This is a genomic window from Conexibacter woesei DSM 14684 (assembly GCF_000025265.1).
Classification (GTDB): Bacteria; Actinomycetota; Thermoleophilia; order Solirubrobacterales; family Solirubrobacteraceae; genus Conexibacter; species Conexibacter woesei.
The window spans coordinates 2,687,446-2,704,582 of sequence record NC_013739.1 but is presented as its reverse complement, the minus strand read 5'-3'; the positions used below and the strand labels follow the sequence as shown (position 1 = coordinate 2,704,582).

Below are 17,137 nucleotides of genomic sequence, written 5' to 3'. Positions count from 1 at the left end.
CCTGGCTCCTCTCAGCAGATCCGTGGGAGTGGGTCGCCCACCAACTGGTCCATCACGCGCTTGCCGCCGAACGCCGTCTCGACGAGCACCATCCCCGGCGGCTCGGTCCTGACCTCGCCGATCGCGGCGGCCTGCGCGAAGTGCTCCGCGTCGCCCGCGCCGCGCAGCGCGGCGAGCGCCGCGTCGGCGTGCTCGGGCGCGACGACCGCGACGAGCACGCCCTCGTTGGCGACGTGCATCGGGTCGATCCCGAGCAGCTCGGCGGCGCCCGCGACCGCCGGGTGCACCGGCACGTCGCCCTCGCGCACGAGCAGCGCGACACCGGAGGCGCGCGCCAGCTCGTTCAGGACCGAGGCGACGCCGCCGCGCGTCGCGTCGCGCAGGCAGCGCAGGCCCGGGCCGGCCGCGTCGAGCAGCGCGTCGACCGCCGGCCACAGCGAGCGCGTGTCGGAGACGATCTCGGCGCCCAGCTCGAACTCGCCGCGCGCGAGCATGATCGCGGTGCCGTGCTCGCCGATGCGACCGGAGACGATCACCTGGTCGCCGGGCCGCAGCGCGCTCGGCGCCAGCGTCGCGCGCGGGTCGATCCGCCCGAGACCGGTCGTGCAGACGTACAGCTGGTCGGCGTGGCCGCGCTCGACGACCTTCGTGTCGCCCGCGACGACGACGACGCCGGCCGCCGCGGCGGCGGCCGCGATCGCCTCGACCTCGGCGCGCAGCACGCTCGACTCCAACCCCTCTTCGAGGATCAGCGAGAGCGTCAGCGCGAGCGGGCGCGCACCGGCGACGGCGAGGTCGTTGACGGTGCCGTTGACGGCCAGCTCGCCGATCGAGCCGCCGGGGAAGCGCAGCGGCTTGACGACGAAGCTGTCGGTCGTCAACGCCATGCCGACGTCGTCGACCGTCACGCTGCCGGCGTCCGCGAGCTGCTCCAGCGCCGGGTTCGCGAGCGCGGGCACGAGCAGCCCCTCGATCAGCGCGCCGGTCGCCTTGCCGCCGGCGCCGTGGGCCATCGTGATCCGCTCGTCGCGGAACTTCGGCCGCTTCGAGCGCGCCGTCGCGATGATGTCGAGGATCCGCTCCTCGCGGCCGACCGCGCTCACCTAGACGACCTCCCGCTCCCGCGCGAAGCGCCCGTAGTTGTAGTACGCCGCGCAGGCGCCCTCCGACGACACCATGCACGTGCCGATCGGGCGCTCCGGCGTGCAGGCGGTGCCGAAGACCTTGCACTCCCACGGCTTGATCACGCCCTTCAGCACCTCGCCGCACTGGCACGCCTTCGGGTCCGCGACGCGCACGCCGGGGACCGGCCAGCGGCGCTCGGCGTCGAAGTCGGCGTAGTCGTCGGACAGCCGCAGGCCGCTGTGCGAGATGAAGCCCAGCCCGCGCCACTCGAAGTGCGGCCGCAGCGCGAACACCTCGGCCATCACCTCGAGTGCACGCAGGTTGCCCTCCCACGGGACCACGCGCTTGTACTGGTTCTCGACCTCGCGTCTGCCGGCGTGCAGCTGCCGCAGCAGCATCAGCACCGACTGCAGGATGTCGGTCGGCTCGAAGCCGGAGATCACGATCGGCTTGCCGTAGTCGGCGGGGATGAACTCGAACGGGCGCGCGCCGACGACGGTCGAGACGTGCCCGGGGCCGACGAAGCCATCGAGCCGCAGGTCGGGCGAGTCGAGCAGCGCGCGCAGCGGCGGCACGATCGTGACGTGGTTGCAGACGCAGGAGAAGTTCTCGACGCCTTCCGCCTTCGCGCGCTTGAGCGTCAGCGCGGTCGACGGCGCGGTCGTCTCGAAGCCGATCGCGAAGAAGACGACCTGCTTGGAGGGCTCGGCCTTCGCGATCCGCAGCGCGTCGAGCGGCGAGTAGACCATCCGGATGTCGGCGCCCTGCGCTTTGGCCTCCAGCAGCGTCCCGTCGGAGCCGGGCACGCGCATCATGTCGCCGAAGCAGGCGAAGATCACGTCGTCCTGGTGGGCGATCGCGATCCCGTCGTCGACGCGGCCCATCGGGATCACGCAGACCGGGCAGCCCGGCCCGTGGACCAGCTCGACGTTCTCCGGCAGCAGGTCGTCGACGCCGTACTTGTAGATCGAGTGGGTGTGCCCGCCGCACACCTCCATCAGCTTGTAGTGACGGCCGGGCTCGACGGCGGCGACGATCTCGCCCGCAAGCGTCCGGCCCAGCTCCGCGTCACGGAACTCGTCGACGAATCTCATGCGAGCGTCTCCAGCCGCGTGAGCGCAGTGCCGGCGTGGACGAGCACCATGTCGCCGGGCGCGACCGGCGCGACGAGCGCGATCTCGACGGTCGAGCGGGCACCGCCGTCCTCCTGCGCGCAGAGCGCGAGCCCGCGCGGCTCGTCGACCGCCATCACGCGCATCGGCACGCCGTCGTCACCGCACGTGATGCAGTGGCCGTCATCGGGAGAGCAGTGAGCCCCGCTCACTCGATCACGCTCGCCTTCAGCTCCTCCAGCTCCTGCTCGTACTCGGCGCCCATGCCGCGCAGCAGCTTCAGCGTCGCCGCGGCCTCGGCCTCGTCGACCTTGGAGATCGCGAAGCCGACGTGGATCAGGACCCAGTCACCCTGCACGACGCCGCCGCCGTCGGCGTCGAGCAAGCCGACGTTGACGGTCCGCCGGACACCGGCGACGTCCACCTGGGCCAACCGGTTGGCGTCGTCGACGATCGCGATGATCTGCCCCGGGATTGCCAGGCACATGCGTCGTCGTCTCCTCTCCGGAGCGATCGCAATTGATCCCTCCAGGAAGATGGTCTATCGCGGCGGGTGTATGAAAGCAAGCTGCTTGACGGCGGTGGTCTACTGAAGTGTCAGATGCCAGTTCCCCACGAACGGGACGCCGTCGAACGGCAGCTGCTGCGCGACACCGCCTATGCCGCGCTCTGCACCGCGATCGTCGACGGGACGCTCGCGCCGGGCGAGCAGCTGCACGACACGGAGCTGTGCGCCTGGCTCGGGCTCAGCCGCACCCCGGTGCGCGATGCGCTGACACGCCTCGCCGACGAGGGCCTGGTCGAGCTGGCGCCGCAGCGGTACACGCGCGTCGCGCCGGTCGAGCCCGCCGACGTGCGTGACACGTTCCCGGTCCTCGCCGCGCTGCACGCGCTCGCGACCGAGCTGGCGGTGCCGCAGCTGGAGGGCGGCGATCTCGAGCTGCTGCAACGCGAGAACGAGGCGTTCCTGCGCGCGCTGGCAGCGGCCGACGGCGCGGGCGCCTATGCCGCCGACGACCGCTTCCACGCGGTCTTCGTGCGCGTCGCCGGCAACGCCGAGGTCAAGCGCGCGCTCGCGCGCGTCACACCGCGGCTGCACCGCCTGGAGCGGCTGCGCGGCGACGCGCTGCCGGGGCGGCGCTCGGTCGCCCAGCACCAGGCGATCCTCACGCGCGCCGGCGCCGGGGACGCCGCCGGCGCCGCCGTCGCCGCGCGCGCCAACTGGCTCACGCTCGGCGCGCTGCTCGCGCACGAGGAGTAGCCGCGTGGCCGCTTCCGGGAGCGCTCCGGTAGGAATCCGGTCCGTCACGCGTGCAAAAGCTCTGTGCCGCGTTGGCTTTTCCCGCAAAATGGATAGAAGCATCTGACCGGCGGGTTGGCCGGGGGCACGGGCGAAGGGATCGGCGCAGATGCGTGGTCGGCTGGCTGGAGTGGCACTCTCCCCTGGAGGACGAACGGCACGGGAGCGGGTGCTGCCCGGCAGGTGGGCGGCCGCGATGCGCGTGCCGTCGGCCGAGCTGACCGACGTCGACGTGCTCGCCGCCGTCGAGCGGCTGTCGCTCGCCTACCGCTCCCCGAGCACCAGCCTGATCGTCTGGGAGCTGTCGCAGGAGCACGCCGTCGGCGGCGCGTTCCAGGTCGCTGTCCGCGATGCGCTCGAACGCCTGCGCTGCCGGGGCGACGTCGTCTGCGTCTCGCACCGCGGCACGCGCCGCTGGCACGTCGGCGCGACGCCGCCCGGCTGACGCCTCAGCCGCCTCTGCGGCGGTCCGCCGCCCGCTGCTTCGCTCTCGCTCTCGCTCTCGCGTGGTGTCTCGCGCCGCTTCTTCCGCGTCTGTGCGCCGGCTTGCAGTGTCTGCGCACGAGCACGACGCGGCGCTTCCCGCGCGGTCCTCTCACGACCTTGCGGCGGACGACGCACTTCGCCTTCTTCTTGACGACTCTTCTCGCGGCCGTTCTTCTCGCCGGCCCTCTTCTGGCCGGCGTCGTGACCGGCGGCTGCGACGCGCTCGGCGGCGCCAGCACGGGCCCGGGGCCGGTCGGCGGCGGGTCGATGTGCTCCACCTGTCTCGTGTCGGGCGGCGGCGGGGGCGGCGGGGGCGGCGGCGGGGGCGTGACCGTCCCGGGCCACGCGTTCGCCGCGACGTGGGTGCTGGCGCCGGTCGGCGCGGTCGTCCAGCCCGAGCGCGTGCCGCCGTAGAGGTCGCCGACCTCGGTCCCGCTCAGCGGCAGCGAGACCGCCGCGCCGCCGTTGACGATCGTGATCTGGTTGCCCTCGATGTACGCGCTGACCGCTCTGCGCCCGGCGGACCAGGCGTCCTGTCTCGCGAGCATGTCGGCGATCGCCGACTGCGACAGCTGGACGATCGGGGCGTTGCCGGCGAAGAATCTGCCGTAGTCGGCGAGCACCGCGTCGAGGATCGGGTAGAGGGCGCCGCCGCCGACCGCCGCGGTCTGGGCGATGTTCGTCTGGTGGAAGTAGTGCGGTCGTGGGTCGTTGCCCATCATGTGGCCGAAGATCCGCAGCGACTCGCCTCCGACGATGTCCGCCCACGTCGCCGGCGCGGTCAGGCACGTCGTCACCGACGTGTTGACGCAGACCCCGCCGAGCGCCGGCGGGAGGTAGAGGTAGTTGAACTCGTCGAGCAGCTGCGCCTGGGTCGCGACGTTGTAGTAGACGTTGGTCGGGTAGCGCGGGATCACGCGTGCCGGCCCGTCGACGAACGACTGCCCTGCCGGCCACTGCGCGCCCGCCGTGCTCGACGGGTTCTGCGGGTACGGCTTCGACGCGTCGCCGGCGATCGAGGTCACGCCAGCCGCTCTCAGCGCCGGGGCGAACGCTGGGTTCTCGGCGTACGGGTTGATCCGCGCGCCGTTGCCCGCGGGCGGCGCGCCGGCCGCGCCGGCGGCGCCTCTGTCGGTGAAGGTCATCGCGACCGGGCCGGCGTCGGTGAACGCTCTCGCCGGCTGCGCGATCGTCGCGAGCAGCGCCCAGGCGCCGGCGGGCGAGACGCGCCGGTAGACCTTGTACGTCGTCGCGTGGCAGATCGCCTCCCATGCGAGCGAGACCGAGCCCGTCGCGCCGGTCGTCGCGACCGTCGTCGTCGAGCCGATGCTCTCGCCGTTGGGCGTCGTGGCCGTGACGCTGTAGTCGTAGCTGCCGGCGGCGAGCGTGCCGCCGGTCGTCGCGGGCGTCGCGTCGTCGAGCCCGGGCGGGTCGATCGTGCCGGGGTTGCCGGGCGCGAGGTTCGCGAGGCCGGAGTGCTCGCCGGTCACCAGCTCTCCGCCGCTGAACGGCAGCCCGGCCTGCTGCGCCCAGGCGGTGTTGTCGGTGATCTGTCTCGCGATGAACGACTGCGTCGAGCAGTCGAGGTTCGGATGGTCGTAGGTGTGGTTGATCCAACCGACCTGCGACTTGATCGCCTGGAACGCGGGCAGCAGCGGGTCGCTGCCGTTCTCCTGCGTGTACTGGACGCTGCCGCCGCCGTTGAAGACCATGTCCATGCGGATTCCGCGCGCCGCCTGCCAATTCGACAGGAACGTCACGTCGGCCGGCGTCATCCGGATCGCGGCGGCCGGGTCGTAGTTCGTCACGTGTCTGACGGGGTCCCACGAGTCGTCGGGCAGGAAGACGTCGTCCACCTGCAGCTCCAGGTAGTTGCGTTGGAGGCCGAGGTACGTGCCGCGCGTGACCCACTCCAGCTCGCCGTGGCGCAGCAGCCACGAATGCAGCTGGTACTGGTTGCCGTCGAACGTCTGGACCATCTCCTCGCGACCGTCCGGATGCGTGTAGACGCCGACCAGCGCGGAGCCGTTCGGCCCCCCGAGCAGCGTGTCGAATCTGGCGCCGGCGGCCGGCGTCGCCTGGTAGCCGAACGTGCCCACGTCGATCTCGACCGGGCCTCTGAGGTAGGGGAACGCCTGCAGCCCGGACGCGGTGAGGTTCCCGACCTGGCCGTCCATCACGCCCGAGAACGTCGGCGCGTTGAGGCCGAAGTCAGCGCCCGGGAAGACGTACGCGCTCAGCTGGCGGACATGGAACGTCTGCTCGTAGGTCTGCAGCGCCGCCCACTCCGCCGCCGACAGCGCGGAGGTGCAAGGTGCCGAGTCGCACGTCAGCAGCCCGCCGGTCGCGAGGATCACGGCCTCGTATCTGCCCTCCAGCGTCCCGTCCGGGAGCGTCGTCGAGAGCGTCGCGGCGGTGATCGGCGCGTGCCCCGGTCTCGCGACGAGCGCGTCGAACGGCACGCCCTCGCGCTGGAGCTGCGTCTGCCACGCCTCGAACGAGGGCTCTGTGCCCGTCGCGCCGAGCAGCAGGACCTTCAGGTCGACGCGCTGGGCAGCCCCGGCGTCCGCGGATGCGAACGTCGCGAGCGACAGCGTGCTGGCGATCGTCAGGGCAGTCATCGCGAGAGCGAGCCTCTTCGTCCGCATGGTCCCGGCGCTCCTTCGGTGGGGGACCGATCCGAGTCTCGACCATCGGCTCCCCGCGCCCAATGGGCCGCGTGTCGCATTGTGCGTTCAATTGAGTGAACGCCCCCTGCGCTGTGTTACGTTGAATCGTCTGAGCATCGCGGATTTGGAGGTGGCGTGTGGCTGAGAGACGTCGCACCGCCCTGCAGGCGGTCCAGCGCTGGGCGCCCGTGTTCGGCGGCGATCCGGTCGCGATGGACCTGTCCGGCTACGAGCTGATCGTCGTCGACGGGATCGGCGAGCGCGACTCCGGCCCCGCGCCCGCCGCCGCCGTCCTGCCGCGCCTGCGCGAGCACGCGCTCGTGCTGTCGTATCTGTCGGTCGGGACGGTCGAGGAGTGGCGGCCGTACGCGGATCGCGTACCGGACGGGTGGACGCTCGGGGCCGTTGAGGACTGGCCCGGCGAGCGCTACGCGGACGTGCGCGTGCCGCAGTGGCGGCAGCTGATGGCCGAGCAGGCCGTCGCGCTCGCCGACGCCGGCTTCGACGGCCTCTACCTCGACAACCTCGACGTCGCCGAGGACCATCCCGCGCTCGCCGACGCGCTCGTCGAGCTGGTCGCCGGGCTGCGCGCCGCCGTGCCCGAACTGCTGCTCGTCGCGCAGAACGGGCTCGCGGTCGACGAGCGGCTGCCGGTCGACGCGGTCGCCCACGAGGACGTCTGGTGGCGCTGGGAGGACGGCTACCGCCGCTCGCCGCCCTACGAGACCTCGCAGCTGGTCGCGGGCCTGCGCGGCCTGCGCGCGCGAGGGCTGCCGATCTTCACGCTCGACTATGCCGAGCCGGGCTCGCCCGGCGCCGCCGAGGCGGTGCGCCGATCGCTGGAGGAGGGATTCCACCCCGCCGTCAGCGTGCTCGACCTCGATTGCCCGCCGCACGCCGCCGAGCCCGCGCGGAGCACGGCGTGACGATCGCCGCGCTGCTGCTCGTGCTGGCGGCGGCGGTGTCGGCGCCGGCCAGCCCGCCCGCGCCCGGCGGCGCGCGCACCGCGGCAGCCCCGGCGCCGGCGAGCGCGCCCGCCGCGCACGCGTCGCGCGTCGCGCGTCCGCCCGCGCGCGCCTCGTGGCAGTGGCAGCTCGACGGCCGCCTCGACAGCTCCGTCCGTGCCCGCGTCTACGACGTCGACGGCTTCGGCACGAGCGCGGCGCAGGTCGCGCGGCTGCACCGCCAGGGGCGCTACGTCGTCTGCTACATCTCGGCCGGCGCGTGGGAGAACTGGCGTCCCGACCGCGGCCGCTTCCCCGCCGCGACGCTCGGGGCCGACAACGGCTGGCCCGGCGAGCGCTGGCTCGACGTGCGCCGGCTGCGCGAGCTGGCCCCGGTGCTGCGGGCGCGCATCGCGATGTGCGCGCGGAAGGGCTTCGACGCGGTCGAGCCCGACAACGTCGACGGCTACACGAACGACACCGGCTTCCCGCTGACCGCGCGCGACCAGCTCGCGTTCAACCGCTGGCTGGCCCGCGCCGCCCACGCGCACGGGCTCGCGGTCGCGCTCAAGAACGACCTGGAGCAGGCGCGAGCGCTCGCGCCGAGCTTCGACTTCGCGATCCTCGAGCAGTGCTTCCAGTACCGCGAGTGCGACAGCGCGCGGCCGTTCCTGCGCGCCGGCAAGGCGGTCTTTGACGCCGAGTACGCGGTCCCGCGCGAGCGCTTCTGCCCCGCCGCGAGACGGCTCGGGATCAACGCGATCCGCAAGCGGCTGGACCTCGGCGCGTGGCGCCAGCCGTGCTGACCGCGGTCACTGGATCCACAGCGCCGTCGCCAGCACGCGGCCGGGGAAGCGCAGCAGGCCGACGAGCGGGGCGAGCGCCAGCAGCGTGCCGACGACGCCGCCGGCGATCAGCCCGGCGCCGGCGATCGAATCGCCCAGCCAGCGGCTGACGGCCAGCTCGGCCGCGAGGCTCGCGGCCGCCGACAGCAGCGCCCAGCGTACGTAGCCGAGCGACTCCAGCAGGCTCACGAACATGCAGACGAGCGCCGCGCAGCCGAACGCGACGAACAGGCTCGTCGCATCCGTCCCCGAGGTCCACTGCGACACGAACATGACGAGCAGCGACAGGATCACCGTGATCCCGATCAGGCGCGCGAGCGCCGCCAGCACGATGTCGGTCGCCGGCCCGCGCACCATCGACGCGCTCGCGCGCGACAGCTCGACGCCCCGCAGGCTGCGCGGGATCTCCTGGTGGAACTGCCACAGGTGGTAGCCACCCCAGAAGCTGCCGACGACTGACGGCACCAGCGCGAGCGCGGGGAAGGCGCCGTGGATCCCCCAGCCGAGGCTCGGGTCGCCGACCAGCAGGCCGCCGAGCAGGCCGCCGATGACGCCCGCGGCGAGCGCGCGGCTGAGCCGGCCGGGCGGCGCGATCGCCGCGCCGGTCGCGGTCGCCACCGCGACGACGACCATCGCCAGCGTGACGACCGTCAGGACCGCCAGCGACGCCAGCGCCGGCAGCCCGAGCGCGAGCCCGATCGACTCAGCGATCAGCAGGCCCGCGTAGCCGAGTGCCCAGCCGCGACGTGTCAGGACGGTCCCTCCGCCCCACACCGCGACGAGCATCGCGGCGACCGGGCCGAACCCCGGCACCGCCGCGACGCACGCCTCGACCGCCACCAGCACGAGCGTCAGCCCGAGCCAGTCCTCCGCGACGCAGACGAGGCCCGCGCGCCGGCTGAGGTAGCGGCTGCGCAGCGCCCACTGCAGCGCGAGCGTCACCGGCAGCGCGAGCCGCAGCGCGTGCTCGAACACGTTGCTGCCCAGCTCGCTGCTCAGCGGCCCTGCCCAGGCGGCGATCGCGAGGATCGCGATCAGCAGCGCGACGCCCTCGGAGACGACCGCGCTGCGGCCCTCCGCGTCGGCCGGCCGCCAGCGCCGCGGGTCCGAGGACCGCAGCGCCGGCAGCAGCACGCGCGGCCCGAGTCGCAGGGCGGCCTCGGCCGGAAGGCCGCCCCACGCCTCGAGCACGACCGCCGCCTCGAGCATGTCCTGTGGAGGACGCCCGAGCCGCGCCCGGATGACGGCGCCCGCACCGTCGGAGCCGAGGTCCCCGACGCTCATCCGGTCCTCGCGGCGACCGCTGCCGAGCCCGCGAGCTGCGACAGCACGGAGCGGTAGCGCGCGAGGCAGAGCGCCTGCGTGTACCGCGCGCAGACGCGGTCGAACCCGCGCTGCCCGAGCCTGGCCGCGAACTCGGGCTCGCGCAGCAGGGTCGTGACGCCCGTGGCGAGGCCGTCGACGTCGCCGGAGGGCGCCACGACGCCGCAGCCGCGCAGGACGTCGGGGACGCCGCCGACGCCCGTGGCGACGACGGCGCGCGCCTGTGCCATCGCCTCCAGGATCGCCATCGGCATCCCCTCCGAGATCGACGTCAGCAGCACGACGTCGGCCCCGCGCAGGATCTCGTCGGGCGTCTCGGTCCGCCCCATGAAGAGGAAGCGGTCGCCCAGCTCCAGCCGCCGGCGCAGCTGCTCGCACGCGCGTGCGTACGGCTCCTGCCCCGCAGTCGCGGGACCCCAGTACTCGAAGCGCGCGTCCGGCATCCGGCGGCCCACCTCGACCGCGACGTGGAGCATCGTCTGCACGTCCTTGAGCGGGTCGATGCGGCCGATCGAGACGACCTTCTGCCCGCCGGGCGCGGCGACCGACGCGCCCGGCGCCGGGATGCCGTTGTGGATCACGCAGATCTTGCCCGGGTCGGCGCCGAGGCCGACCTCCCACTTCGCGTTCGCCTCCGTCACCGGGGCGATCACGTCGGCCGCCTCGTACGTCGCGAGGCTGAGGCCGCGCGCGAGCCGGGTCGCGAGGAAGCGCTCGCCGGCGGAGGCGCCGCCGCGCGCCGCGGCGAGATACGCCTCGCGCACGTAGACGCCGTGCTCGGTCAGCAGCAGCGGCGTGCCGCGGATGCGCCGGTCGACGAGCGCGGGGAGCGCCGCCCAGCCGGCCGCGGTCACGTGCAGGACGTCACACCGCGGAGTCTCGACGGAGGCGGTCCGCGCGACCCAGTAGAGCCGCTGGTAGAGCGTCGCGGCGTCGACCGCGTCGAGCTCCGGCGCGGGTGCGGCATCCGGGTGACGCTCGGCGACGATCAGCTCCAGCTCGGCGACGAAGCGTTCCCACGCCTCGATCGAACGGAACGTCGGCCGCAGCGCGTCCGGGTGCGCGCGGCACCAGACGAGCGCGTCGACGAGCGCGGCGTGATCGCCGCGCCAGCCGAGCAGCGCGCGCGCAAGGTCGCCGGGCAGCCCCGGCCGCGCGCCGCGGCGCAGGCCGGACGTGTGGCGGCGCGGCGGCATCTGCTCCGACCAGACGTCGATCCGGCCCGCCAGCTCGACGTGCGGCGCGAGCTCGAACAGCTGCGCGGGACGACGGCCGCCGGCGTGGATCGGGAGGATCCGCCAGTCGAACTCCGGCAGGCCGCCGACGACGACGTGGCACCACGAGCTGACCCCGCCGACGGCGAACGGGTAGGTGCCCTCCGTCGTCATCAGGATCCGCGGCGGGCGCGGCGCCGGACGCACGTGCGGACGCCGGCGCGGGGGCCCTGTGGCCGGCGCCGGGGCCCTCCGCGACAGCGTCAGCCCGCTCACCGCTCCGCTCTCTCGACCGTCTCCGCGTTCGCGGCGACGTCCGGCGGGGGCAGCGAGTCGAGCCGGCTGCGGATCTGCTGCATCGCCGCGTCGACGTCGCGACAGGCGTCGACGAGCGCGGTCCGCAGCACGCGGCACTCGGTCATCAGCTCCCACACGGCGTCCTCGCGCACCGTCGCGACCGGACCCTCCGTGCCGTCCTGCCCCTGCTGGTCCCACCGCCGCGCACCGTCGCGCGCACGGCGGATCTTCAGGCGCGCGTTCTCCTCCCGCAGCAGCGCGACCTCGGCCTCCAGCTCCTCGACGAGCGACGTCGCCTCCCCCTCGCCTGCTCCCGCGCCGGCACCGCGAAGCCATGCCGCGGCCCTCGCGCGCCGGGCGACGCGGGCCGGTGCGGAAGCCGGAGGGGGATGCCCGTTTCCGTTCGCGTCGACCGCCCTGGCATCCATGCCGTCAGTGTCAGGGCTGCCCGCGCAAAGCCCAATGGGCCGGGCGTCGCATCTCGCGTTCAGCCGCTGAACGGTATGGATCGCGTCGAGATCGTCGCCGCGAGCGGGACCGGAGGCGAGGCGTACGCTACGGTGAGCGATGCTGCCGAACGCTCATGAAAGCTGACGGTTGCGGTAGACCTCAAGGCAGAGGTTAAGGAGCCTCCGAGTAATGGCACGACAGGTGCTCGGCGGTAAGGCACGATGCTCGTCGCACAGTCGCGTCCTCAACCGGCCACGGACGCGGCGGAGGCGGCAGACACGGCCGGCACCGCCCAGGCGACTGCAGCAGCGCGCCGAACGAGCGCGCCTCTCGGCCGCACTGCAAGCGCAGCGGCGGGCGATCGCGCGTGACGTCCACGACGGCATCGCGCAGGAGCTCGCGTTCATCGCGGCGCAGCTCGGCCGTCTGGACCAGGGCGCCGGCGACGGCGACCTCGCGCACGAGCTGCGCGCCGCCGCGCGGCGGGCGCTGCACGAGGCGCGGCTGACGATCGAGCTGCTGCGCGCTCCGCCGGACGTGTCGTTCGAGCGCCTCGTCGAGCAGGCCGTCGCGACGTTCCAGGCGCGCTTCGGCGTGCCGGTCGAGCTGCGGCTGGAGCTGTCCGACGACGTCTCCGCCGACCGCGAGCGCTGCACGGCCGTGCTGCGGATCCTCGGCCAGGCGCTCGTCAACGCGGCCGAGCACGGCACGCCGCGGTGCGTGCACGTGCTGGTGCATGCGAGCGCAGCGGGGCTGGCGCTCACCGTCACCGACGACGGCGCCGGCGACCGCGCCGGCGCCGCCTCCTGCGCCCCGGCGCCGCGCGGCTGGGGGCTCGTGTCGATGCGCGAGCGCGCCGAGCTGCTCGGCGGCAGCTTCAGCTTCAACGCGCGCCCCGGCGTGGGCGCCGAGGTGGCGGTGGTGCTGCCGTGACCGCGGCGGAGGGGGCGCGGGTCCTGCTGGCCGACCAGCAGCCGGTCACGAGGCTGGGTGCACGGATCGCGTTGGAGCAGGGCGGGCTCGCCGTCGTCGCGGAGGCGGTCGACCGACACGAGGCGGTCGCGGCGGCACGGCGCCTCGCGGTCGACGTCTGCCTGCTCGACGTCGACCTGCCCGGCGGCGCGATCGCTGCCGTCGGCGACATCGCCGGCACGACGCTGCGCACACGCGTGATCATGCTCGCCGCCAGACGCTCCGACGACGACCTGCTCGCGTCGCTGCGCGCCGGCGCGATCGGCTACCTGCTGAAGGACATCGGCCCCGTCCAGCTCGCGCGCGCGGTGCGCGGCGCGCTGCGCGGCGAGGCGCCGCTCTCGCGCGTGCTCGTCGCGCGCGTCGTCGAGGAGCTGCAGATCCGCAGCGGCGCGCGCCGCGTGCGGCTCGACGACGGCGGCGTCGTGACGCTCTCCCCGCGCGAGTCGGCGGTGCTGGAGCTGCTGCGCCGCGGCCTCACGACCAAGCAGATCGCGCAGCACCTCGGCGTCTCCCCGGTGACCGTGCGCCGCCACCTGTCGATGACCGCGCAGCGGCTCGGGGTCGACGGCCGCGACGCCGCGCTGCAGCTCACGAGCCCGGTCGCCGCGCCGTGACCGCGGCCGCGATCACGACCGTGCTGATCGACGATCACACGATCTTCCGCTCGGGTCTGCGGGAGCTGCTGGCCGAGCACGGCCTCGTCGTCGAGGGCGACGCCCCGACCGTCGCGGCCGGCGTGCAGCTGGTCGAGCGCTGCGCGCCCGACGTCGCGATCGTCGACCTCGACCTGCCGGACGGCTCGGGGATAGACGCGATCCGGCGGATCGCCGAATGCGCTCCCGGCACGGCGGTGCTCGTGCTGACCGTCTCGGAGGCCGACGACGACCTGACCGACGCGGTGCTCGCGGGCGGCTGCGGCTATCTGCTCAAGGACGCGCCGATCGAGACGATCGTCGCGGGCGTGACCGCCGTCGCCGCCGGCGACGCCGTCCTCTCGCCACGCGTGGCGGCGACGATGCTCGCGCGGATGCGCGCGAGCGGACGGCAGACCGCCGCGCGCGCCAGGGCGCAGCTGTCGCCGCGCGAGCAGGAGGTGCTGCGGCTCGTCGCCGGCGGGATGGACAACGCCGCGATCGCGCAGGAGCTGTTCATCAGCCCCCACACGGTCAAGAACCACATCTCCAGCATCCTCACCAAGCTCCACGTCGCCAACCGCATCCAGGCGGCGGTGCGGGCCGTGCGCGACGAGATCCTCTGAGTTCTCTCAGGGGTAGGTGCAGTACGCACCGGCCGTCTGCGCGGCGACGAACGAGTTCGTGTACTTCCACAGGTACGTCGGGCGCCCGCCGTACCAGTAGACGATCTCGAAGACCCCGATCGCGGACAGCCCCTCCCCCGCCGGGACGTCGATCGGCCCCCACGTCCACGGGTTCAGCGCGCCGGTCGGGTCGAGCCACTGCGCGACCCCTCGCGGCGTCGCGGTCAGCCGGTACCAGCGGCTGGCGTTGCGGCCGTCGACGCCGAGCCAGCGCCAGCCGCCGCCGGCGGTGTAGGTGGCGACCCACGGACGGATGTCGATCGACGTCGACGGTGTCACGGTGAAGTTCGGCGCCACCAGGTACGCCTGCGACGGACCCGGCGAGAAGCACTGGAGCCCGCCGTCGGACCAGACGCCGGGCGAGGACGAGCGGCCGGCGGCGGCGAGCGCGATCGAGACGCGCGTCGTCGCGTTCCCCTGGCGCAGCGTCACGCGCCCGACCGCGGGGCTGATCCGCGTCAGCCGCCGCGCGTCGCCGGGCGTGATCCGCAGCGGCACCGCGGCGTGGCCGCCGCGGCAGCGGTACGCCGCCTGCGCCAGCGTCGGCGCGCGCAGCGCGGCGACGTTCAGGCTCGCGCGCCCGCTCGCGCGGCAGACGACGCGCAGCGTCAGCCGACCGGTCGCGGCCACTTCCGCGCTGCCGGCGGCGAGCGCGGGGCCGTCGCCGGAGGCTGGGATCGCGGTGTTGGGACCGTGCGCGGGCGCCGGTGGCGACTGCCCGCCGGGCGGGAGCGGGAAGCCGGCGCCGGCGCCGGGCGGCGGCCCGGGCAGCGGCGGCGGCGCGGCGGCCGACGCCGCGGAGGCCGTGGTCCCGACGCCGACGGCGCATGTGAGCAACAGGCACGAGGTGAGCGGTCTCGTTCGCACGAGTCCTCCATGATGCGGGAGCCTGCCGCGCTGGCCAATGGGGCGGGTGGCCCATTGCGCGTTCAGCCGTTTGAACGCCCGCTCGGCGGCGCCGATCTGCTCATGCGCGGCTCATACCGTCGGCCGCCGAGACGGCGCTACGGTTCGCCGGAGAAGCACGTCTGACACGGAGGTTCCCCATGTGCGGCATCGTCGGCTACGTCGGCGCCCGGCCGGTCCAGGGTCTGCTGCTCGCCGCGCTCGAGCGGCTCGAGTACCGCGGCTACGACAGCGCGGGCATCGCCACCCTCTTTGCCGACCGGCTCGACTCGGTGCGAGCGGTCGGGAACCTGCAGGCGCTGCGCAGCGCGGTCGCGCGCGCGGCGAACGGCAACGGCGCCGGCGCCGGGTCGAACGGCTCCGCGACGGCGGTCGCGGTCGCCGAGCCGAGCACCGGCATCGGCCACACGCGCTGGGCGACCCACGGCCGCGTCTGCGAGCGCAACGCGCACCCGCACATGGACGAGGCGGGACGGATCCACATCGTCGTCAACGGGATCGTCGAGAACTACCTGACGCTCAAGCGCGAGCTGACCGCGCGCGGCTGCGCCTTCGCCTCGGAGACCGACGCGGAGGTGATCGCGCACGTGATCGCGCGTCACTACGACGGCGACCTGCCCGCGGCGGTCCAGGCGGCGTACGGCGAGCTGGTCGGCCACTTCGCGTTCGTCGCGATGGCGACCGGCGAGCCGGGCGTGCTCGTCGGCGCGCGGCGCGAGTGCCCGCTCGTCGTCGGGCGCGGCGACGGCGAGCAGTTCCTCGCCTCCGCCGTGCCCGCGTTCCTGGAGCACACGCGCCAGGTCCAGTTCATCGAGAACGGCGAGCTGGTCGTGCTGCGCCCGGACGGCGCCGAGTTCCGCTCCGCGGCGACCGGGGAGGTGGTCGAGCGCGAGATCGTCGAGGTCGACTGGGACGCCGAGACCGCCGAGAAGGGCGGCTACGAGACGTTCATGCTGAAGGAGATCCACGAGCAGCCGCAGGCGATCGCCGAGACGATCGCCGACCGCACGGCGCGCGGCGTCGGCGTCGACCTCGGCGACCTCGGCGCGATCGACGACGCCTTCCTGCGCGACGTGCGGCGGATCGTCGTCGTCGCCTGCGGGACCTCCTACCACGCGGGCCTGATCGGCCGCTACGCGATCGAGCGGTGGGCGCGGGTCCCGGTCGAGATGGACATCGCGTCCGAGTACCGCTACCGCGATCCGGTCGTCGGCCCGTACGACCTCGTCGTCGGGATCTCGCAGTCGGGCGAGACGGCCGACACTCTCGCCGCGATGCGGCTCGCGAGAGAGAGCGGCGCGACGGTGCTGGCGATCACGAACGTGATGGGCTCGCAGGTCACCCGCGACGCCGACGGCGTCCTCTTCACGCGCGCGGGGCTGGAGATCGGCGTCGCCGCGACGAAGACGTTCGTCGCGCAGGTCGCCGCGATGTACCTGCTCGCGCTGCGGCTCGCCGAGCTGCGCGGGACGCTGCCGGCGGCGCGGCTGCGCGAGCTGATCGCGGAGCTGAAGCGCGTGCCCGGTTCCGTCGCGGCGCTGCTGGAGCGCGGCGACGACGACGTCCAGGCGATCGCGCGGCGCCACTACAAGGCGGAGTTCTTCCTCTACCTCGGCCGCCACATCGGCCTCCCGGTCGCGCTCGAAGGCGCGCTGAAGCTGAAGGAGATCTCCTACATCGCGACGGACGCGTACGCCGCCGGCGAGATGAAGCACGGCCCGATCGCGCTGCTCGACGACGACACCCCCGTCGTCTGCGTCGCGACCGACTCGCCCGTGCTGGAGAAGCTGATCTCGAACATCCAGGAGGTGCGCGTCCGCGGCGCACACGTGATCGCCGTCGCGACCGCCGGCAACGACGAGCTGCAGGAGCACGCCGACGAGATCGTCGCCGTCCCCGCGACCGACTGGATGCTGGCGCCGCTGCTCGCCGTCATCCCGCTCCAACTGCTCGCCTACCGCGTCGCGCGGCTGCGCGGGCTCGACGTCGACCAGCCGCGCAACCTCGCCAAGACCGTCACGGTCGAGTGAGCTGGACCCGCAGTCCGAGAATTTTCTTATTTTCGGCGTAACGCACCGGATCTGTGCAAGCATCCCTGTAGAGGTGGTGGCCGGCGTCGCGATGCGACGACGCCGCCGACTTCGCTCGCCGTTGCCACAGCGCGAGGTCGCCC

Annotated in this window: 17 protein-coding genes; 8 read left to right on the top strand and 9 right to left on the bottom strand. The window is 73.9% G+C overall.

The window, feature by feature from the left end:
• Positions 1–11 precede the first annotated feature (11 nt).
• Genes hypE through CWOE_RS12645 form a run of 4 tightly spaced genes read right to left on the bottom strand, consistent with a single transcriptional unit; the run spans position 12 to position 2,724 of the window.
• Positions 12–1,103 carry a hydrogenase expression/formation protein HypE gene (hypE, locus tag CWOE_RS12660; RefSeq protein WP_012934012.1) on the bottom strand — a complete coding sequence of 364 codons (1,092 nt, stop codon included), beginning with the start codon at positions 1,101–1,103 and terminating at the stop codon, positions 12–14.
• Positions 1,104–2,219 carry a hydrogenase formation protein HypD gene (hypD, locus tag CWOE_RS12655; RefSeq protein WP_012934011.1) on the bottom strand — a complete coding sequence of 372 codons (1,116 nt, stop codon included), beginning with the start codon at positions 2,217–2,219 and terminating at the stop codon, positions 1,104–1,106.
• Positions 2,216–2,449, bottom strand: a complete 234-nt coding sequence (locus tag CWOE_RS32000; RefSeq protein WP_148260995.1) for a HypC/HybG/HupF family hydrogenase formation chaperone — start codon at positions 2,447–2,449, stop codon at positions 2,216–2,218. The genes hypD and CWOE_RS32000 overlap by 4 nt, the downstream gene beginning before the upstream one ends.
• Positions 2,446–2,724 (bottom strand): HypC/HybG/HupF family hydrogenase formation chaperone, encoded by a 279-nt coding sequence (locus tag CWOE_RS12645; protein WP_012934009.1) that lies wholly within the window; start codon positions 2,722–2,724, stop codon positions 2,446–2,448. The genes CWOE_RS32000 and CWOE_RS12645 overlap by 4 nt, the downstream gene beginning before the upstream one ends.
• 114 nt (positions 2,725–2,838) lie before the next feature.
• Here CWOE_RS12645 and CWOE_RS12640 point away from each other — a divergent pair, with 114 nt between their 5' ends.
• Positions 2,839–3,498: a GntR family transcriptional regulator gene (locus CWOE_RS12640; RefSeq protein ID WP_012934008.1), complete on the top strand. Its 660-nt coding sequence runs from the start codon at positions 2,839–2,841 to the stop codon at positions 3,496–3,498.
• Positions 3,499–3,733: 235 nt separating this feature from the next.
• Positions 3,734–3,982, top strand: coding sequence for a hypothetical protein (locus CWOE_RS12635; RefSeq protein WP_012934007.1), 249 nt, complete (start codon positions 3,734–3,736; stop codon positions 3,980–3,982).
• A 4-nt stretch (positions 3,983–3,986) separates the two neighbouring features.
• Here the strand turns inward: CWOE_RS12635 and CWOE_RS30635 are convergent, their stop codons facing one another.
• A complete protein-coding gene (locus tag CWOE_RS30635) occupies positions 3,987–6,644 on the bottom strand; it encodes an Agd3-related carbohydrate-binding protein (protein WP_049793267.1) in 2,658 nt (885 codons plus the stop codon).
• Between the two features lie 185 nt (positions 6,645–6,829).
• Between CWOE_RS30635 and CWOE_RS12625 the strand changes: the two genes are divergently transcribed.
• Together CWOE_RS12625 and CWOE_RS12620 are read left to right on the top strand one after the other, a co-directional pair.
• On the top strand, positions 6,830–7,618 hold the full coding sequence (locus CWOE_RS12625) for an endo alpha-1,4 polygalactosaminidase (protein WP_012934005.1): 789 nt from the start codon (positions 6,830–6,832) through the stop codon (positions 7,616–7,618).
• Positions 7,615–8,442 carry an endo alpha-1,4 polygalactosaminidase gene (locus CWOE_RS12620; protein ID WP_012934004.1) on the top strand — a complete coding sequence of 276 codons (828 nt, stop codon included), beginning with the start codon at positions 7,615–7,617 and terminating at the stop codon, positions 8,440–8,442. The genes CWOE_RS12625 and CWOE_RS12620 overlap by 4 nt, the downstream gene beginning before the upstream one ends.
• Before the next feature lie 6 nt (positions 8,443–8,448).
• Here the strand turns inward: CWOE_RS12620 and CWOE_RS12615 are convergent, their stop codons facing one another.
• The 3 genes from CWOE_RS12615 to CWOE_RS32775 all read right to left on the bottom strand — a co-directional run bounded on the left by CWOE_RS12615 (position 8,449) and on the right by CWOE_RS32775 (position 11,743).
• Positions 8,449–9,765 carry a hypothetical protein gene (locus tag CWOE_RS12615; RefSeq protein ID WP_012934003.1) on the bottom strand — a complete coding sequence of 439 codons (1,317 nt, stop codon included), beginning with the start codon at positions 9,763–9,765 and terminating at the stop codon, positions 8,449–8,451.
• The gene (pelF, locus tag CWOE_RS12610; protein ID WP_148260994.1) at positions 9,762–11,192 is read right to left on the bottom strand and encodes a GT4 family glycosyltransferase PelF; all 1,431 of its coding nucleotides are present in this window, start codon (positions 11,190–11,192) and stop codon (positions 9,762–9,764) included. The genes CWOE_RS12615 and pelF overlap by 4 nt, the downstream gene beginning before the upstream one ends.
• A 98-nt stretch (positions 11,193–11,290) precedes the next feature.
• Entirely contained in the window at positions 11,291–11,743 is a 453-nt protein-coding gene (locus CWOE_RS32775) for a hypothetical protein (protein ID WP_012934001.1), read from the bottom strand.
• Positions 11,744–11,954: 211 nt separating this feature from the next.
• On the opposite strand from CWOE_RS32775, the gene CWOE_RS12600 reads away from it, so the two are divergent.
• The 3 genes from CWOE_RS12600 to CWOE_RS12590 are packed head-to-tail and all read left to right on the top strand — an operon-like array spanning position 11,955 to position 13,998.
• Positions 11,955–12,698 carry a sensor histidine kinase gene (locus tag CWOE_RS12600; RefSeq protein WP_012934000.1) on the top strand — a complete coding sequence of 248 codons (744 nt, stop codon included), beginning with the start codon at positions 11,955–11,957 and terminating at the stop codon, positions 12,696–12,698.
• Positions 12,695–13,354, top strand: a complete 660-nt coding sequence (locus CWOE_RS33865) for a response regulator (RefSeq protein WP_012933999.1) — start codon at positions 12,695–12,697, stop codon at positions 13,352–13,354. The genes CWOE_RS12600 and CWOE_RS33865 overlap by 4 nt, the downstream gene beginning before the upstream one ends.
• Positions 13,351–13,998 (top strand): LuxR C-terminal-related transcriptional regulator, encoded by a 648-nt coding sequence (locus CWOE_RS12590; protein ID WP_012933998.1) that lies wholly within the window; start codon positions 13,351–13,353, stop codon positions 13,996–13,998. Before CWOE_RS33865 ends, CWOE_RS12590 begins: the two co-directional genes overlap by 4 nt.
• 6 nt (positions 13,999–14,004) lie before the next feature.
• Here CWOE_RS12590 and CWOE_RS34335 read toward each other — a convergent pair whose 3' ends face one another.
• Positions 14,005–14,925, bottom strand: coding sequence for a hypothetical protein (locus CWOE_RS34335; RefSeq protein WP_012933997.1), 921 nt, complete (start codon positions 14,923–14,925; stop codon positions 14,005–14,007).
• Between the two features lie 179 nt (positions 14,926–15,104).
• Between CWOE_RS34335 and glmS the strand changes: the two genes are divergently transcribed.
• Entirely contained in the window at positions 15,105–16,994 is a 1,890-nt protein-coding gene (glmS, locus tag CWOE_RS12580) for a glutamine--fructose-6-phosphate transaminase (isomerizing) (protein WP_012933996.1), read from the top strand.
• Positions 16,995–17,137 lie beyond the last annotated feature (143 nt).

Excerpts from the sequence above, each read along its gene's own strand:
- hypD (WP_012934011.1), bottom strand. The coding sequence starts at position 2,219 with ATGAGATTCGTCGACGAGTTCCGTGACGCGGAGCTGGGCCGGACGCTT.
- CWOE_RS12645 (WP_012934009.1), bottom strand. The coding sequence starts at position 2,724 with ATGTGCCTGGCAATCCCGGGGCAGATCATCGCGATCGTCGACGACGCC.
- CWOE_RS12640 (WP_012934008.1), top strand. The coding sequence starts at position 2,839 with ATGCCAGTTCCCCACGAACGGGACGCCGTCGAACGGCAGCTGCTGCGC.
- CWOE_RS12635 (WP_012934007.1), top strand. The coding sequence starts at position 3,734 with ATGCGCGTGCCGTCGGCCGAGCTGACCGACGTCGACGTGCTCGCCGCC.
- CWOE_RS30635 (WP_049793267.1), bottom strand. The coding sequence starts at position 6,644 with ATGACTGCCCTGACGATCGCCAGCACGCTGTCGCTCGCGACGTTCGCA.
- CWOE_RS12615 (WP_012934003.1), bottom strand. The coding sequence starts at position 9,765 with ATGAGCGTCGGGGACCTCGGCTCCGACGGTGCGGGCGCCGTCATCCGG.
- pelF (WP_148260994.1), bottom strand. The coding sequence starts at position 11,192 with ATGACGACGGAGGGCACCTACCCGTTCGCCGTCGGCGGGGTCAGCTCG.
- CWOE_RS32775 (WP_012934001.1), bottom strand. The coding sequence starts at position 11,743 with ATGGATGCCAGGGCGGTCGACGCGAACGGAAACGGGCATCCCCCTCCG.
- CWOE_RS12600 (WP_012934000.1), top strand. The coding sequence starts at position 11,955 with ATGGCACGACAGGTGCTCGGCGGTAAGGCACGATGCTCGTCGCACAGT.
- glmS (WP_012933996.1), top strand. The coding sequence starts at position 15,105 with ATGTGCGGCATCGTCGGCTACGTCGGCGCCCGGCCGGTCCAGGGTCTG.